14 protein-coding genes are annotated in these 16987 nt (G+C 70.5%); 10 read left to right on the top strand and 4 right to left on the bottom strand.

Annotated elements, in window-relative coordinates:
- Positions 1-210: 210 nt before the first annotated feature.
- From ACZ434_RS18890 to ACZ434_RS18880, 3 genes are all read left to right on the top strand, one after another.
- On the top strand, positions 211-1722 hold the full coding sequence (locus ACZ434_RS18890) for a VWA domain-containing protein (RefSeq protein ID WP_468457141.1): 1512 nt from the start codon (positions 211-213) through the stop codon (positions 1720-1722).
- A 99-nt stretch (positions 1723-1821) separates the two neighbouring features.
- Positions 1822-3438, top strand: a complete 1617-nt coding sequence (gene metG, locus ACZ434_RS18885; RefSeq protein WP_468457139.1) for a methionine--tRNA ligase — start codon at positions 1822-1824, stop codon at positions 3436-3438.
- 126 nt (positions 3439-3564) lie between these two features.
- Positions 3565-3930 carry a PH domain-containing protein gene (locus tag ACZ434_RS18880; RefSeq protein WP_109541870.1) on the top strand — a complete coding sequence of 122 codons (366 nt, stop codon included), beginning with the start codon at positions 3565-3567 and terminating at the stop codon, positions 3928-3930.
- A 187-nt stretch (positions 3931-4117) separates the two neighbouring features.
- Here the strand turns inward: ACZ434_RS18880 and aspS are convergent, their stop codons facing one another.
- Positions 4118-5881, bottom strand: a complete 1764-nt coding sequence (aspS, locus tag ACZ434_RS18875) for an aspartate--tRNA ligase (protein WP_468457136.1) — start codon at positions 5879-5881, stop codon at positions 4118-4120.
- Positions 5882-6026: 145 nt separating this feature from the next.
- On the opposite strand from aspS, the gene ACZ434_RS18870 reads away from it, so the two are divergent.
- Positions 6027-8177 carry a SpoIIE family protein phosphatase gene (locus ACZ434_RS18870; RefSeq protein WP_468457134.1) on the top strand — a complete coding sequence of 717 codons (2151 nt, stop codon included), beginning with the start codon at positions 6027-6029 and terminating at the stop codon, positions 8175-8177.
- Positions 8178-8342: 165 nt separating this feature from the next.
- Here ACZ434_RS18870 and ACZ434_RS18865 read toward each other — a convergent pair whose 3' ends face one another.
- Together ACZ434_RS18865 and ACZ434_RS18860 are read right to left on the bottom strand one after the other, a co-directional pair.
- Entirely contained in the window at positions 8343-9323 is a 981-nt protein-coding gene (locus ACZ434_RS18865; protein WP_468457132.1) for a pirin family protein, read from the bottom strand.
- 138 nt (positions 9324-9461) lie between these two features.
- Positions 9462-9926 carry an SseB family protein gene (locus tag ACZ434_RS18860; protein WP_468457130.1) on the bottom strand — a complete coding sequence of 155 codons (465 nt, stop codon included), beginning with the start codon at positions 9924-9926 and terminating at the stop codon, positions 9462-9464.
- 163 nt (positions 9927-10089) lie between these two features.
- Here ACZ434_RS18860 and ACZ434_RS18855 point away from each other — a divergent pair, with 163 nt between their 5' ends.
- From ACZ434_RS18855 to ACZ434_RS18835, 5 genes are all read left to right on the top strand, one after another.
- The gene (locus ACZ434_RS18855; protein WP_468457128.1) at positions 10090-11916 is read left to right on the top strand and encodes an acyl-CoA dehydrogenase; all 1827 of its coding nucleotides are present in this window, start codon (positions 10090-10092) and stop codon (positions 11914-11916) included.
- 106 nt (positions 11917-12022) lie between these two features.
- Positions 12023-12715 (top strand): hypothetical protein, encoded by a 693-nt coding sequence (locus ACZ434_RS18850; protein ID WP_468457126.1) that lies wholly within the window; start codon positions 12023-12025, stop codon positions 12713-12715.
- Positions 12716-12724: 9 nt separating this feature from the next.
- Positions 12725-14023: a M18 family aminopeptidase gene (locus tag ACZ434_RS18845; RefSeq protein WP_468457124.1), complete on the top strand. Its 1299-nt coding sequence runs from the start codon at positions 12725-12727 to the stop codon at positions 14021-14023.
- An 81-nt stretch (positions 14024-14104) separates the two neighbouring features.
- The gene (locus tag ACZ434_RS18840; protein ID WP_103542737.1) at positions 14105-14356 is read left to right on the top strand and encodes a DUF6458 family protein; all 252 of its coding nucleotides are present in this window, start codon (positions 14105-14107) and stop codon (positions 14354-14356) included.
- Positions 14357-14599: 243 nt separating this feature from the next.
- Positions 14600-15094, top strand: coding sequence for an LURP-one-related/scramblase family protein (locus tag ACZ434_RS18835; RefSeq protein WP_468457121.1), 495 nt, complete (start codon positions 14600-14602; stop codon positions 15092-15094).
- 50 nt (positions 15095-15144) lie between these two features.
- Here the strand turns inward: ACZ434_RS18835 and ACZ434_RS18830 are convergent, their stop codons facing one another.
- Positions 15145-15966, bottom strand: a complete 822-nt coding sequence (locus ACZ434_RS18830; protein ID WP_468457119.1) for a carbon-nitrogen family hydrolase — start codon at positions 15964-15966, stop codon at positions 15145-15147.
- A gap of 182 nt (positions 15967-16148) precedes the next feature.
- Here ACZ434_RS18830 and ACZ434_RS18825 point away from each other — a divergent pair, with 182 nt between their 5' ends.
- The gene (locus ACZ434_RS18825; RefSeq protein WP_468457117.1) at positions 16149-16973 is read left to right on the top strand and encodes a maleylpyruvate isomerase family mycothiol-dependent enzyme; all 825 of its coding nucleotides are present in this window, start codon (positions 16149-16151) and stop codon (positions 16971-16973) included.
- The last annotated feature ends 14 nt before the right edge of the window (positions 16974-16987 follow it).

Raw genomic sequence — 16987 nt, 5'->3', positions numbered from 1 at the left:
GCCGGGATGAACGACGGGTGAACCGGCGGCACCATTAAGGACGTTGCACCGGGACGCATCGGAGCGTCGCCCGTGGGCCGATTCGCGCCCTTGACATATACGATTCCGCAAACCCAACCCTGCCCAAGATCGCCCTTGCGGGCCGCTAACCTTACGTGTCCGTCCTGGCCAGGGATTGACGGGCATCAACTCACGCGAAGGGTTGCGCACATGGGCATTCTCACTCTCCTGCGGAACGCGTTCGGCCGGTCACGCAAAGCGAGGCCCGCCGAAGCGGAGGGTACGGCGCGGGCCGCCGAGCCGACGGAAACGGCCGCTCCGACATCGCCCGAGCCGGCCCCGACGATTCCCTCCCCGTCCCCGGAACCGACACCCGCCACGCCCTCGGTCCCGGAACCGCGCGACGAGCACGACCTCGTCAGCGCCGCATTCGACAACATCACGGTCCCCCACCCCACCACCCCCTCGGACGACAACCCGCCCCCCACACCCCAGACCGAGGCAGTCTCCGCCCCGACGACGGAAGCCCAGCCCGAGCCCGAGCCCAAGCCCGAGCCCAAGCCCGAGCCCGAGCCGGAGGCCGAGGCAGCCGCCGAGCCCGAACCCACCACCACCGACTCACCCGCAGCCGCCGACGCCGAGCCCACCCCACAGGGGCCACCCGCACCCGACGACGAAACCCGCACGGGTGGTGCGGGTGGGAACGAAACCCCCGCCGAAGGCGAAGCGGAGGCCGAAAAGCACCCGGAACCAACGCCGGAGGCCAACGCCGAGCCGGAGGCCGAGGCAGTCGCCGAGCCCGCCACCGCCACCGCCGACTCACCCGCAGCCGCCGACGCCGAGCCCACCCCACAGGGGCCACCCGCACCCGACGACGAAACCCGCACGGGCGGTGCGGGTGGGAACGAAACCCCCGCCGAAGGCGAAGCCGAGGCCGAAAAGCACCCGGAACCGACACCGGAGGCCAACGCCGAGGCCGAAAAGCACCCGGAACCGACGCCGAAGGCCAACGCCGAGCCGGAGGCTGAGGCAGTCGCCGAGCCCGCACCCACCACGCCGGAGGCCAACGCCGAGCCCGAACCCCCCGTCCCCCCAACCCTCACCACCGCCTACGCCGCCGCACAGGCAACCCTCACCCAGCACGACCTCACCGGCACCCGCGCCAAGGTCTACCTCGTCCTCGACCGCTCCGCGTCCATGCGTCCGTACTACAAGGACGGCTCCGCGCAGGCACTGGCCGAGCAGACCCTCGCCCTCGCCGCCCACCTCGACCCCGAGGCCACCCTCAAGGTCGTCTTCTTCTCCACCGAACTCGACGGCACCGGCGAGCTGACCCTCACCGACCACGAGAACAAGATCGACGAGCTGCACGCGAGCCTCGGCCGCATGGGCCGTACCAGCTACCACGCCGCCGTCGCGGAGATCCTCGCCCAGCACGACGCGTCGGGCCCCGGCCCCGACACACCCGCCCTGGTGGTCTTCCAGACGGACGGTGCCCCGGACGCGAAGACCCCGGCCACCCAGGCCCTCACCGAGGCCGCGAAGTCCCACCCCAGCGTCTTCTTCTCGTTCGTGGCGTTCGGCGACCCGGAGAACAAGGCGTTCGACTACCTCCGCAAGCTGAAGACGCCGAACACCGCCCACTTCCTGGCCGGCGAGACCCCGCGGGAGCTCACCGACAAGGAGCTGTACGAGGCCGTCCTGGCGGCCTGGCGCCCGTAGATCCGCCCCGACCCCTGCCTTCGGGGGGCGGACGGGAACCCCGTCCGCCCCCCGAAACGCGTGTGAGCCGACCCCCACCGGCCCAGTAGGATTTCGACCATGGCGGCCACTGGATCAGAGAAGCAGGGGGCGAAGGCGTACTACGTCTCGACCCCCATCTACTACGTCAATGACGCTCCTCACCTGGGCCACGCCTATACGACCGTCGCAGGCGACGTGCTCACCCGCTGGCACCGCCAGCGCGGCGAGAAGGTGTGGTACCTCACCGGCACGGACGAGCACGGTCAGAAGATCATGCGTACGGCCGAGGCGAACGGGGTCACCCCGCAGGCCTGGGCCGACAAGCTCGTCACGGAGTCGTGGAAGCCCCTGTGGGAGCACCTCGACATCGCGAACGACGACTTCATCCGCACCACGCAGAAGCGGCACACCGACCGCGTCCAGGAGTTCGTGCAGGACCTGTACGACAAGGGCGAGATCTACAAGGGCGGCTACGAGGGCCCGTACTGCGTCGGCTGCGAGGAGTACAAGCTCCCCGGCGAGCTGCTCGACGGCGAGGGCGAGTACGCGGACCAGAAGCTGTGCCCCATCCACAAGAAGCCGGTGGAGATCCTCAGCGAGGAGAACTACTTCTTCAAGCTGAGCGAGTACAGCGAGAAGCTGCTCGCCCACTACGAGGCCAACCCGGGCTTCATCCAGCCCGAGTCCGCGCGCAACGAGGTCGTGAACTTCGTCCGCCAGGGCCTGCAGGACCTGTCCATCTCCCGCTCGACGTTCGACTGGGGCGTTCCGGTCCCGTGGGACGACAAGCACGTGATCTACGTGTGGGTCGACGCGCTGCTGAACTACGCGACGGCGGTCGGCTACAACGAGAACCCGGAGAAGTTCGAGGCGACGTTCCCCGCGGACGTCCACCTCGTCGGCAAGGACATCCTCCGCTTCCACGCGATCATCTGGCCCGCGATGCTGATGGCACAGGGCCTCCCGCTCCCCGGGAAGATCGCCGCGAACGGCTGGCTGATGGTCGGCGGCGAGAAGATGTCGAAGTCCAACCTGACCGGCATCAAGCCGCAGGACCTGACCTCGCACTTCGGCGTGGACGCGTACCGCTGGTACTTCCTGCGGGCGATCGCCTTCGGCCAGGACGGCAGCTTCTCCTGGGAGGACTTCTCGGCCCGCTACACCAGCGAGCTGGCGAACGACTACGGCAACCTCGCCTCCCGCGTGGCCGCGATGGTCGGCAAGTACTTCGGCGGGGAGCTCCCGGCGTCGACGGCCGACGGGGACGCGGAGCAGGCGATCCACGACGGCCTGACGAAGGCCGTCACGGAAGCCGACCGCCGCATCGGCGAGGAGTTGGACTTCCAGGGCGGCATCCTGGCGGTCTTCGACTTCGTGAAGCAGGTCAACGGCTACATCACGGAGCAGGAGCCCTGGAAGGTCGCGAAGGACACGTCCGACGAGGGCAAGGCCCGCCTGGCGACGATCCTCTACACGGCCGCGGAGTCCCTCCGCGCGGTGGCGGTCCTCCTCAACCCGGTCATGCCGGAGACCTCCCAGAAGCTCTGGGACTCCCTCGGCGCGGAGCCCGGCCTCGGCGCCCTCGCCGACCAGAAGGTCCAGGAGTCCGGCACCTGGGGCGTCCTGCCCGCCGGCTCGACGGTCACCAAGGGCGCGGTCCTCTTCCCACGTCTCGAGGAGAAGCCGACCGCGTAACGCGATCGCTACAGCAGGGGCCCCGGAGACATGCGGATCTTCTCCCGGGCCCCTCGCTTTGCGAAGATCATGTGAAGGCGGCCGACGTCCGGTCGCCGTCACCACTCCCGTGGGGGGATTCGTTCCATGGCACTCTTCGGCAACGCGCACACCGTCGACCCGGCCCAGGCACAGCAGGACTACGCCCGTCTGCTGGGCCACGGCGAGCAGGTGCACGCCGCGTTCCTGCTGATCCGCGACACCATCCTGTTCACCGACCGCCGGCTGATCCTGGTCGACAAGCAGGGCATCACCGGCAAGAAGGTGGAGTACCACTCCATCCCCTACCGCAGCATCACCCACTTCGCGGTGGAGACCGCCGGCACCTTCGACCTCGACGCCGAACTGAAGATCTGGCTCTCGGGCTCCCCGACCCCCATCCAGAAGACCTTCACCAAGGGCGTCGACATCTACGAGGTCCAGGCCATCCTCACCCAGTTCGTAGCCCGCTGACCCCATCGGGTGAATGCTGCACCTATGCCGTGACCGCCTCAACGACTGGCTCGACCGCTCCGGCACGGTGGAGCGGGCGGAGGAGCTCTTCGCCGAGGAGGGGCCCGCGGCCTGAGCATCCCGCGGACAGCAGCGAAGGGGCCCGGAACCGAGTCGGTTCCGGGCCCCTTCGCTGCTGTCCGGGGGGTTACTTCGGCTGCGGCTTCCGTACCGTCAGGTGGAGTTCCTTCAGGCGGGACTCGTCCAGTTCCGTCGGCGCGCCCATCATCAGGTCCTGGGCGTTGCCGTTGAGCGGGAAGGCGATGGTCTCGCGGATGTTGGGCTCGTCGGCGAGGAGCATGACGATGCGGTCGACGCCGGGCGCGATGCCGCCGTGCGGCGGGGCGCCGAAGCGGAACGCGCGGAGCATGCCGGCGAACTTCTCCTCGACCGTCTCACGGTCGTAGCCCGCGATCTCGAACGCCTTGAGCATGATCTCCGGCTCGTGGTTCCGGATCGCGCCCGAGGACAGCTCGACACCGTTGCAGACGATGTCGTACTGCCAGCCCAGGATGTCCAGCGGGTCCTGGGTCTCCAGGGCCTCCAGGCCGCCCTGCGGCATCGAGAAGGGGTTGTGGGAGAAGTCGATCGTGCCGGTCTCCTCGTCCTTCTCGTACATCGGGAAGTCGACGATCCAGCAGAAGCGGAAGACGTCCTCCTCGAAGTGACCGGCGCGCTTGGCGGCCTCGACCCGCACCGCGCCCATGATCTTCGAGACCTCGTCGAACTCGCCCGCGCCGAAGAACACCGCGTGGCCGGGGGCCAGGGAGAGCCGCTTGGTCAGCTCCGCGACGTTCGCCTCGGTGAGGAACTTCGCGATCGGGCCGGACAGCGAGCCGTCCTCGCCGACGCGCACCCAGGCCAGGCCCTTGGCGCCCTGCGCGACCGCGTAGTCGCCGAGCTGGTCGAAGAACTTGCGGGGCTGGCCGGAGACGTCCGGCACGGCCAGCGCGCGCACGTGCTTGCCGGCGAACGCCTTGAACTCCGAGCCCTCGAAGACATCGGTGATGTCGACGAGCTCCAGCCGGGCGCGCAGGTCCGGCTTGTCGGAGCCGTACTTCAGCATCGCCTCGCGGAACGGGATGCGCGGGAACGGCGACGTCACATGACGGCCGTTGCCGAACTCCTCGAACAGCTCGGTCATCAGCTTCTCGATCGGCTGGAAGACGTCCTCCTGCTCGACGAAGCTCATCTCCACGTCGAGCTGGTAGAACTCGCCCGGCGAGCGGTCCGCGCGGGCGTCCTCGTCGCGGAAGCAGGGCGCGATCTGGAAGTAGCGGTCGAAGCCGGAGATCATCAGCAGCTGCTTGAACTGCTGCGGGGCCTGCGGCAGCGCGTAGAACTTGCCGGGGTTGAGGCGGGAGGGGACGACGAAGTCGCGGGCGCCCTCGGGGGAGGTGGCGCTCAGGATCGGCGTCGCCATCTCGTTGAAGCCCAGCGCCGTCATCTTCTGGCGGATCGCCGCGATGACCGACGTACGCAGCAGGATGTTGCGGTGCATGCGCTCACGGCGCAGGTCCAGGAAGCGGTACTCCAGGCGCCGCTCCTCGTTGACACCGTCCTCGGCGTTGATCGTGAAGGGCAGCGGGGCGGCCTCGCCCAGTACCTCCACCGCACCGACCTCGACCTCGACCTCACCGGTCGGCAGTTCGGGGTTGACGTTCTCCGCGCCGCGCGAGACGACCTTGCCGTCGACGCGGACCACGGTCTCCTTGGACAGCTTGTCCAGCGCCTCGTACGCCTCGGTGCCCGGACGCGCCACGAGCTGGGTGATGCCGTAGTGATCGCGCAGATCGATGAAGAGGATGCCGCCCAGGTCGCGCCGATTGTGCAGCCAGCCACTCAGCCGGACGTCGGTTCCGACGTCAGAGGCGCGGAGCTCGCCGCAGGTGTGGGACCTGTACCGATGCATCGTCGTTCATCCAGCCTTCGCGGATCGGGGTCGTTGTTTCACGTGAAACTCCCCCCAAGCCTACCGGCCGGGCCAAGATCGCTTCTCTGCCATGGCGAGCCGGGCGCGGTGGAACTTTTCGACACCCTCTTCATAAAGTGGTGCAATGCGCACTGGTGAGCCCCTGCCCGCCCTGGGGGACGTCCTCGCCGCCCTCGACACCGGTCTGTGGCACTGGGACACCGCCGCCGGGCAGGTCACGGTGGACGCCGTGGCAGCACGGCTGCTCGGGCTGCCCGCGCAGGAGACCACCCTCACCGAGGCCCAGGTCCGGGCGCGCCTGCACCCCGTCGACTGGAACGAGATCACCGGAGTGGTCCAGCTCGCCGTCGCCGAGGGCACCCTCGCCGAGGTGCGGATCCGGATCATGGACGACCGGAAAAGGGTCATCCGGGTCGTGCGCAGCCGCTCCAAGCCCTCCTTCGACCACGCCCGCAAGGGATACGTGCTGACCGGCTCCCTCCAGGAGGTCGCCGAGCCGGCACCGGGCACCCCCGCCGGGCGCAGCGCGGTCACCGGCGACTGGCGGCGCTCACGGGAGGCGTTCCTGCTGGACGCGGGCCGCGCGCTGGCGGAGGCACGGTCGACGCAGGAGGTGCTGCGGGTCGCGGCCAATCTGTCGATGCCGGGCTTCTCACCGGACGGGCTGGCCGTCTTCGGGGTGGAGGGGGACCGGCTCACGATCATCGGCCACCACGGCCACGAGCCGGGCGCCGACAACCCGTTCTACATGCCGCTGGACACGGACTACCCGGCCGCCGAGGTGGTGCGCACCGGCCGCGCGGTCTACATCTCCTCCCCGGAGGAGTACCGGACCCGCTACCCCCTCACCTGGCCGCTCGCCCAGCGCTTCGGCCGCCGGTCCTGGGCCTTCCTGCCGCTGACCGCGGCCGGCCGCACGATGGGCACCTGGCTGGCGGCCTTCACCTACCCGGTCGCGTTCACCCCCGACGAGCGGTCCGTGCTGACCACGGTGGCCCGGATGCTGGGCCAGGCACTGACCCGCGCGGGCACGGCCGAGAGCGAGCGGGCCCTGACCGACGGTCTCCAGCGCTCGATGATGCCGAAGCTCGGCCCCGGTATCCCCGGCATGGGCATCGCCGCCCGCTACATCCCCACCGGCGGCGGGCTCCAGGTCGGCGGCGACTGGTACGACGTGATCCCGCTGCCCGGCGGCACCTCGGGGGCGAACTCCGGCGCGGGGCGGTTCGCCCTGGTCATCGGTGACGTCCAGGGGCATGACGTACGGGCCGCGGGGCTGATGGGGCAGCTGCGGACGGCCCTGCGGGCGTACGCCTCCGAGGGGCACCGGCCCGATGCCGTGCTCTCCCGCGCCTCCCGCTTCCTGCACGGCATCACCGAGGGCGACCCGGCCGACCTGCGCTTCGCGACCTGTCTGTACGCCGAGGTCGATCCCGTGAGCGGTGTCCTGGACGTGGCCCGCGCCGGGCACCCGGAGCCGGTGATCCGCATGGCCGACGCGACGGTGCTGACCCCGCCGACGGCGGTCGGGCTGCCGCTGGGCATCGACCCGGACGCCGACTACCCCACGACGCGGCTGATCCTGGAGTCCGGCGAGACGGTGCTGTTCTGCACGGACGGGCTGATCGAGACCGGCGGCCACGACCTGGACACCGGCTGGCGGCGTCTGCGCGGCATCCTCGAGGAGCACAAGGGCGACCAGGAGGAGCTGGCCGACGCCCTGGTCCAGGCGGTGCTCGGCCCCTCCTCGCACCACACCACCGGCCCGCTGATCGACCGCCGCGAGGACGATGTCGCCGTGCTGCTGCTGTGCCGGCAGGGCGAGGGCTGCGGCTGCGGCACGGACGCGGACCCGGTGCGGCCCACGGTGCGCCGCACGGCGCTGACGGTGGCGCAGGCCGAGCCCGAGCGGGTCGCGGTGGCCCGGCACCAGCTGCGGGAGCTGCTGCACGACTGGGCCTCGCCGGACCAGGTGGACTCGGCGGTGCTGCTGCTGTCGGAGATGCTCACCAACGTCCTGGTGCACACCGACACCGACGCCCTGCTGCTCGCCGAGGTGACCGACGGGGGAGACGGCCGCCGGATCCGTATCGAGGTCACCGACGCGGGCGACGATCTGCCGCACGTCCGCAGCCCGGGCGAGCTGGCCTCCTCCGGGCGGGGCCTGGTCCTGGTCGAACTCCTCGCCCACACATGGGGCGTCGCCCCGCGCGGCAAGGGCAAGACCATCTGGTTCGAGCTGTACGAGAAGGACGGGCGCGGCTCCGGCGGCTGACCGCCCGCCCGGCCGGCCGACGCACCCGCCGTCCCTCGCCGTACCCGGGCAGCCGTCCGGCCGCGGGCGGACGCCGTCGCGTCCGCCCGCGGCCGGGAAGCACTGCCGGACCGGGGCACCCCGGGGCAGGCCCGGGCACCCCGGGGTGCCGTCGGCGCCGGCGGGTCAGGCCTCCTGCGGGCCCTTCTCCGTCATGCCGTGCACGGCGGGGACCGTACCGAACCGGCCCTTCTGGAAGTCCTCGAACGCCTGCTGGAGTTCCTCGCGGGTGTTCATCACGAACGGGCCGTAGTGGGCCATCGGCTCACGGATCGGCTTGCCGCCGAGGATGACGACCTCCAGGTCCGGGGTGTGGGAGTCCTGCTTCTCGTCCGCGCGGACGGTCAGCGAGGAGCCGGCACCGAAGACGGCGGTCTGGCCCAGGTGCACCGGGCGGCGCTCCGCGCCCACCGAGCCCCGGCCCGCCATGACGTACGCGAGGCCGTTGAAGTCCTCGCGCCAGGGCAGGGTGACCTCGGCGCCGGGCGCCAGCGTCGCGTGGACCATGGTGATCGGCGTGTGCGTGATGCCCGGGCCCTCGTGGCCGTCCAGCTCACCGGCGATGACCCGGAGCAGGGCGCCGCCGTCGGGGGAGGTGAGCAGCTGGACGCTGCCGCTGCGGATGTCCTGGTAGCGCGGGGCCATCATCTTGTCCTTGGCGGGGAGGTTCACCCACAGCTGGAGCCCGTGGAAGAGCCCGCCGGACATGACGAGCTGCTCCGGCGGCGCCTCGATGTGCAACAGACCGCTGCCGGCCGTCATCCACTGGGTGTCGCCGTTGGTGATGGTGCCTCCACCGCCGTGGGAGTCCTGGTGGTCGAAGACGCCGTCGATGATGTAGGTGACGGTCTCGAAGCCGCGGTGCGGGTGCCACGGAGTGCCCTTCGGCTCTCCGGGCGCGTACTCCACCTCACCCATCTGGTCCATCATGATGAACGGGTCGAGATGGCGGTAGTTGATCCCGGCGAACGCCCGGCGCACCGGGAAGCCCTCGCCCTCGAAACCGCTGGGAGCGGTCGTGACGGTGAGCACGGGACGTGCCACGGCATCGGCGGGTGCGGTCACACGGGGCAGCGTCAACGGGTTCTCGACGGTCACTGCAGGCATGTCGGTACCTCCTCGGGTACGCCCACTTTAGTTGAGCGTTGAACTTCTTGCCACCCCGAACGGAGAAGGCCCGGAGGACATTCCCTCCGGGCCCCTGATCAGGAGTCGCACGCGTCGGCCGTCCGCCCGGCAACGGCTTCAGCCGTACATACGGCGCATCGCGAACTCGACCATCTGCTCCACGGCCTTCGCGTCGAACACCATCCGGTGCTCGCCCTCCATGTCGAGCACGAAGCCGTAGCCGGTCGGCAGCAGGTCGATCACCTCGGCGCCGGTGATCACGAAGTACTTGGACTCCTTGCCCGCGTACCGCCGCAGCTCCTTGAGCGAGGTGAACATCGGGATCACCGGCTGCTGGGTGTTGTGCAGGGCGAGGAATCCGGGGTTGTCACCGCGCGGGCAGTAGACCTTGGAGGTGGCGAAGACCTGCTGGAAGTCCTCGGCCGCCATCTGGCCCGTGGTGAACGCGCGCACGGCGTCGGCGAGCGACGGCACGGACGGCTCGGGATACAGCGGCGCCTGCTGCCCGTACCCGCCCGGCATCTGCTGCTGCGGCGGGACGTAACCCTGTTGCGTCCCCGCGCTCTGGTCGTAGCCGTACATGCCGCACAGACTAACGACCCGGCGGGAGGGCTGGGTCACAGATGTCCGGATCGGGGTTGCTTCTTATTACCGACGGGTAGCATCATCGTAGCTACTTGTTGGTACGTGAACTAGGTGCGAGGAGACAGTGCCTCGCCGATCTCTCTCTTACGGAGCCGTCGCCATGGGGCACTACAAGTCGAATCTCCGCGACATCGAGTTCAACCTCTTCGAAGTACTCGGGCGTGACGCGCTGTACGGCACGGGCCCGTTCGAGGAGATGGACGTCGAGACCGCGAAGAGCATCCTCGACGAGCTGACCCGGCTCGCGGAGAACGAGCTGGCCGAGTCCTTCACCGACGCCGACCGCAACCCGCCGGTCTTCGACCCGGAGACCAGCACCGCGCCGGTGCCCGCCTCCTTCAAGAAGAGCTACCAGGCCTTCATGGACTCCGAGTACTGGCGTCTGGGCCTGCCCGAGGGCATCGGCGGCACCACCGCCCCGCCGTCGCTGATCTGGGCGTACGCCGAGCTGATCCTGGGCGCCAACCCGGCCGTGTGGATGTACTCCTCCGGCCCGGCCTTCGCCGGGATCCTGCACGACGAGGGCAACGACACCCAGAAGAAGATCGCGCAGATCGCCGTCGAGAAGCAGTGGGGCTCCACCATGGTCCTCACCGAGCCGGACGCCGGCTCGGACGTGGGCGCCGGCCGCACCAAGGCCGTGCAGCAGGAGGACGGCTCCTGGCACATCGAGGGCGTGAAGCGGTTCATCACCTCCGGTGAGCACGACATGTCGGAGAACATCCTCCACTACGTGCTGGCCCGCCCCGAGGGCGCCGGCCCCGGCACCAAGGGCCTGTCCCTCTTCCTCGTCCCCAAGTACCTCTTCGACGTCGAGACCGGAGAGCTGGGCGAGCGCAACGGCGTCTACGCCACCAACGTCGAGCACAAGATGGGCCTGAAGGCCTCCAACACCTGCGAGATGACGTTCGGCGACCAGCACCCCGCCAAGGGCTGGCTGATCGGCGACCGGCACGACGGCATCCGCCAGATGTTCCGCATCATCGAGTTCGCCCGCATGATGGTCGGCACGAAGGCGATCTCCACCCTCTCCACGGGCTACCTGAACGCCCTGGAGTACGCCAAGGAGCGCGTCCAGGGCCCCGACCTGGCGAACTTCATGGACAAGACCGCCCCCAAGGTCACCATCACGCACCACCCCGACGTGCGCCGCTCGCTGATGACGCAGAAGGCGTACGCGGAGGGCATGCGCGCCCTCGTCCTCTACACCGCGTCCGTCCAGGACACGATCGCGGTGAAGGAGGCCGCGGGCGAGGACGTCTCCGCCGAGCACGCGCTCAACGACCTGCTCCTGCCGATCGTCAAGGGCTACGGCTCCGAGAAGGGCTACGAGCAGCTCGCCCAGTCGCTGCAGACCTTCGGCGGCTCCGGCTTCCTCCAGGAGTACCCGATCGAGCAGTACATCCGGGACTCCAAGATCGACACCCTGTACGAGGGCACCACCGCCATCCAGGGCCAGGACTTCTTCTTCCGGAAGATCGTCCGCAACCAGGGCGCGGCCCTGAACTCGCTCGCCGAGGACATCAAGAAGTTCCTGGCGCTCGGTGAGGGCGGCGAGGAGCTGGCGGGCGCCCGCGAGCACCTGGCCAAGGCGGCCGTCGAGCTGGAGGCCGTCGTCGGCCTGATGCTCACCGACCTCGCGGCCACCGAGCAGGACGTCAAGAACATCTACAAGGTGGGCCTCAACACCACCCGCCTGCTGATGGCCTCCGGTGACGTCGTCGTCGGCTACCTGCTCCTCAAGGGCGCCGCGGTCGCCGCCGAGAAGCTCCCGACGGCCTCCGCCAAGGACAAGGCGTTCTACACCGGCAAGATCGCGGCGGCGAAGTTCTTCGCGGCCAACGTCCTCCCGGGCGTCACCCTGGCCCGCAAGATCGCCGAGGGCGTCGAGCTGGACCTGATGGAACTGGACGAGGCGGCGTTCTGATCCCGTCCTCCGTGACGGCCCGCCCCCGCTCCGGGGGCGGGCCGTCCGTATGAGCGGGCCGTCCGTATGATCGGCGCACACCATGGACGCGACAAAGGGGTGGGCAGTGGCGGACAAGGCCGGCAGACGCCGGGCCCGCGCGATGGCGGTCGGTTCTCTGACGGTGCTGCTGCTGGCCGGATGCGGCGGACACGAGGAACGCGAGCCCGACGCCCCCGGGACGTCCGCGTCGCCGAGCGTTTCCGCGAGCAGCACCGGGGTCCGGGGACGACCCGTCGACGTGCTGGAGACGCGGCACATCCTCAAGGCGCTGCCGGACGCGCGGGCCCTGCCCGGATGGGAGGTCGTGGGACCTCCCACGGACGACGGCGCTCGGTGGTGCGTCGCCGTCATCGGGGCGGAGGCCTGCGCGAGGGTGGCGGCTCAGGGCTCGGCGACCTATGTCGAGGCGACGACCGCCGGCCTCATGCTCGCCATGTTCTCGACCCGGACGGTCGAGGAGGCGAAGACCGTCTTCGACGGCGTGCGCGTCACGGGACCCCGGTCCCAGGCCCTCGGCCCGCTCGGTGACCAGCGCACCTATGCCCGCGCCGCCAAGGGCGACGAGGTGACCGCGGAGACCGTGGTGCGGGTGGGCACCACCGTGCTGTGGACCAGCGTCACGGGCCGGTCCGACGCCGTGGACGACACCCTCGTCCGGGAGGTGACGCAGTTGCTCGTCGACCGCACCCGGCAGGTCCGCGAGGGCCTGCCCCCCACCGCCCGGCTGGACCGCGAAGCCGCCCCGGCCCCTCGTTAAGGTGAACCCATGAGCGAACCCCCCCGCTTCGATCGCGGTCACACCGACGACCTCATGACCTTCCTGGCGGCGAGCCCCACGCCGTACCACGCGGTGGCGAACGCCGCCGAGCGGCTGGAGAAGGCGGGCTTCCGGCAGGTCGCGGAGACGGACGCCTGGGACGCGACGGCCGGCGGCAAGTACGTGCTGCGCGGCGGTGCGATCATCGCCTGGTACGTCCCCGAGGGTGCGGCCCCCCACACCCCCTTCCGGATCATCGGCGCCCACACCGACTCCCCCACCCTGCGCGTGAAGCCCCGCCCCGACAGCGGGGCGCACGGCTGGCGCCAGGTGGCCGTGGAGATCTACGGCGGTCCGCTGCTCAACTCCTGGCTCGACCGCGACCTGGGCCTGGCCGGCCGGCTCTCCCTGCGGGACGGCTCCACCCGCCTGGTCGACGTGGACCGTCCGCTGCTGCGGGTCCCCCAGCTCGCCATCCACCTGGACCGCTCGGTCACCTCCGACGGCCTCAAGCTCGACAAGCAGCGGCACATGCAGCCGGTCTGGGGCATGGGCGACGACGTCCGCGACGGCGACCTCATCGCCTTCCTGGAGGAGACCGCCGGCCTCCCGTCCGGCGAGGTCACGGGCTGGGACCTGATGGTCCACCCCGTCGAACCGCCCGCCTACCTGGGCCGCGACCGCGAACTGGTGGCGGGCCCGCGCATGGACAACCTCCTCTCCGTGCACGCCGGTACGGCCGCGCTGGCCGCGGTGGCCGGCCAGGACTCCGGCCTCGACTTCATCCCGGTGCTCGCCGCCTTCGACCACGAGGAGAACGGCTCCCAGTCCGACACCGGCGCGGACGGCCCGCTGCTCGGCGACGTCCTGACGCGTTCGGTGTTCGCCCGCGGCGGCTCGTACGAGGACCGGGCGCGCGCCTTCGCCGGTACCGTCTGCCTGTCCTCCGACACCGGCCACGCCGTCCACCCCAACTACGCGGAGCGGCACGACCCGACGCACCACCCGCGCGTAGACGGCGGCCCCATCCTCAAGGTCAACGTCAACAACCGCTACGCCACGGACGGTTCGGGGCGGGCGGTGTTCGCGGCGGCCTGCGAGAAGGCGGACGTCCCCTTCCAGTCCTTCGTCTCCAACAACGCCATGCCGTGCGGCACCACGATCGGCCCGATCACCGCGGCCCGGCACGGCATCCGCACCGTCGACATCGGCGTGGCCATCCTGTCGATGCACAGCGCCCGCGAACTCTGCGGCGCGAACGACCCGTTCCTGCTGGCGAACGCGCTGGTGGCGTTCCTTGAGGGGTAGTCAACCCCTCGGCACGGCATGGGTGGTGCCGGTCCGGGTACCCGGTGGCGACCGGAGAGACCGGACAGGGAGGCGACACTCATGGGCCTCGGCGGATGCATCATCCTCATCGCCGTGGGAGCAATCCTCACGTTCGCGACCGACTGGGACATGCAGGGTGTCAACCTTGACCTCGTCGGCATCATCTTCATGATCGTCGGTCTGATCGGCGTCGCGACCTTCAGCAGCATCGCCCGGCGGCGGCGGGTCGTCGTACCACCCGCCACGCCGGTCGTCGACGACACCACCCGCCCCCGCACCCGCGACGGGTACAGCGACGGGTACGGGGTCTGACCGGGGCGGTCCGGGCGACGGGTCCGGAGACCGGCCAGGGCGGCGCCATACGTGCGACCGAGGGCGTGGGAGAGCGAGCGAGTCTCTCCCACGCCCTCTTCGGGTCGCGGCCTCCTTCAGCGCACGGCCGTCTCGCGCCCGGCTTCCGCCGGCGGCGGCCCCGGCGGCGTCACCGCCGAGGGACTCGGCCTGTCGGGCTAGCCGCCTGGTTCCGGGAGGAAGGGCCGGGGAAGTCGTCGGGGCATGAGATTTCTTGTGCGGGACCGGATTCTGGGGATCGGGGACGACTACTGGATCGAGGACGAGCGGGGCAACAAGGTCTTCCTCGTCGACGGCAAGGCCATGCGGCTGCGGGACACCTTCGAGCTGAAGGACACCGAGGGGCGGGTGCTCGTCGACATCCGCCAGAAGATGTTCGCCCTGCGGGACACGATGGTGATCGAGCGCGGTGGCGAGCCGCTCGCGACGGTCCGCCGCAAGCGGCTGTCGCTGCTGCGCAACCACTACCGGGTGGCCCTGGCGGACGGCAGCACCGAACTGGACGTCAGCGGGCGCGTCCTCGACCGGGAGTTCGCCGTCGAGTACGACGGTGAGCTGCTCGCCGTGATCTCCCGCCGGTGGCTCACCGTCCGGGAGACGTACGGCGTCGACGTCGTACGGGAGGACGCCGACCCGGCGCTCCTGATCGCGGTGGCGGTGTGTGTGATCCACCTGGCGGAGAAGGAACGGGAGGGGTAGGGGCGGCGCAGGGGCCGCCCACGGGGAGAGCGGTGGGATCAGCGGTGGGGTCAGCGGTGGGGGCGGTCCAGGCCCAGAACGCGGTCCTTCAGGGCCGGGAAGCGTTCGCGGGTGCCCGCCACCTCCGCCGGGTCGAAGTCGACGGTCAGGACCTCCTCGCCGGAGCCCGCCTCCGCCAGGACCTCGCCCCACGGATCGACCACGATCGAGTGACCCGCCTGCGGAACTCCGGCATGCGTCCCGGCCGTTCCACACGCGAGGACGAACGCCTGGTTCTCCACCGCCCGCGCCCGGGCCAGGAGCGTCCAGTGCGACCGGCGGCGCTCCGGCCAGCCCGCCGGGACGACGAGGGTCTCGGCGCCGGCGTCGACGAGACCGCGGAAGAGTTCGGGGAAACGGAGGTCGTAGCAGGTGGCCACACCGAGCACGGTGTGCGGCAGCCGCACCGTCACAAGGGCGTCGCCCGCCCCCATCAGCACGGCCTCGCCCTGGTCGAAGCCGAAGCGGTGGATCTTGCGGTAGGCGGCGGCCAGGTCCCCGGAGGGGGAGAAGATGAGAGAGGTGTTGTAGAGCGTGCCGTCGCCCGCGGCGTCGGATCCGCTGCCGGACGCCGCGCGCTCGGGAATCGAGCCCGCGTGCAGCCACACGCCCGCGTCGCTCGCCGCCTCGGCCATCGCCTCGAAGGTCGGCCCCTCGAGCGGTTCCGCCTCGGCGGCGAACCGCTCGTACGCGAAGGCGCCCGTGGTCCACAGCTCCGGGAGCACCACGAGATCGGCCGCGGCCTGATCGCGTACCATCGCGGCGACCCGACGCCGACGCGATTCGACCGATTCGCCCTCGTTCACACCGACTTGGAGCAACGAAGCGCGCACACTACCACCGTCCTGGCATTCGACCCGCGCACACGGGCCTACGATCGTCACACGAAAGCACTGCCGGGGTGCCTCTCCGCAGCGTAACTTAGCGAGGCGAGACACCCACGCAGTGCGGCCACCGCCCACTGGCGCCGCCGCCGCCACCTGCCCGTGTACCGACCGCCGAGGGGTCCCGTTCCGTGAGCCTGCATCCCACCCTTCAGTCCTACGCCGACGCCTGGACCCACTCGATCGAGGCGATATCCGAGCTGGTGCAGCCGCTCCCGGAGGCCGACTGGAACCGGCGGACGCCGTGCCCGGGCTGGTCGGTCCGTGATGTGGTCTCGCACGTCATCGGACTGGACTCCGAGATGTACGGCGACCCGCGCCCCATCCACACGCTGCCGCGCGACCTGTTCCACGTCACCAACGACCATCAGCGGTACATGGAGATGCAGGTCGACGTGCGCCGCCACCACACGGCGCCGGAGATGACCTCCGAGCTGGAACTCATGGTCATCCGCCGGAACCGCCAGCTGCGCAACGAGACCCGTGAGCCCGGCACCAAGGTGCGCGGCCCGCTGGGTACGGAGCTGACGCTGGAGGAGTCCATGCGCCGGCACGCCTTCGACGTGTGGGCGCACGAGCAGGACCTGCGCACGGCCCTCGGCCACCCCGGCAACCTCGACTCACCCGGTGCGCACGTCGCCCGGGACGTGCTGCTCGCCGAGCTGCCGCGCGTGGTCGCCGAGCGGGCGCAGGCGCCGCGCAGCTCGGCCGTGGTCATCGACGTCCACGGCCCGCTGGAGTTCCTGCGCACGATCCGCGTCGACATCCAGGGCCGCGGCACCCTGGAGACGGCCCCGGCCCTCGGCCCCGCCGCCACCCTCACCCTCGACTGGGAGACCTTCGTCCGCCTGGCCTGCGGCCGGGTGACGGCGGACGCGATGGCGGACCGGGTGAAGACGGAGGGCGACCTGGACCTGGCGGCGGCGATCCTGAGGCACTTCGCGGTCACGCCGTAACGTCACCGCCGCAC

This window comes from Streptomyces sp. NPDC030893 (genome assembly GCF_055571535.1).
This window is presented reverse-complemented; position numbering and strand designations above follow the sequence as displayed.

Coding starts and splice junctions, on each gene's coding strand:
- ACZ434_RS18890 (WP_468457141.1), top strand. CDS start 211: ATGGGCATTCTCACTCTCCTGCGGAACGCGTTCGGCCGGTCACGCAAA.
- metG (WP_468457139.1), top strand. CDS start 1,822: ATGGCGGCCACTGGATCAGAGAAGCAGGGGGCGAAGGCGTACTACGTC.
- ACZ434_RS18880 (WP_109541870.1), top strand. CDS start 3,565: ATGGCACTCTTCGGCAACGCGCACACCGTCGACCCGGCCCAGGCACAG.
- aspS (WP_468457136.1), bottom strand. CDS start 5,881: ATGCATCGGTACAGGTCCCACACCTGCGGCGAGCTCCGCGCCTCTGAC.
- ACZ434_RS18870 (WP_468457134.1), top strand. CDS start 6,027: ATGCGCACTGGTGAGCCCCTGCCCGCCCTGGGGGACGTCCTCGCCGCC.
- ACZ434_RS18865 (WP_468457132.1), bottom strand. CDS start 9,323: ATGCCTGCAGTGACCGTCGAGAACCCGTTGACGCTGCCCCGTGTGACC.
- ACZ434_RS18860 (WP_468457130.1), bottom strand. CDS start 9,926: ATGTACGGCTACGACCAGAGCGCGGGGACGCAACAGGGTTACGTCCCG.
- ACZ434_RS18855 (WP_468457128.1), top strand. CDS start 10,090: ATGGGGCACTACAAGTCGAATCTCCGCGACATCGAGTTCAACCTCTTC.
- ACZ434_RS18845 (WP_468457124.1), top strand. CDS start 12,725: ATGAGCGAACCCCCCCGCTTCGATCGCGGTCACACCGACGACCTCATG.
- ACZ434_RS18840 (WP_103542737.1), top strand. CDS start 14,105: ATGGGCCTCGGCGGATGCATCATCCTCATCGCCGTGGGAGCAATCCTC.
- ACZ434_RS18835 (WP_468457121.1), top strand. CDS start 14,600: ATGAGATTTCTTGTGCGGGACCGGATTCTGGGGATCGGGGACGACTAC.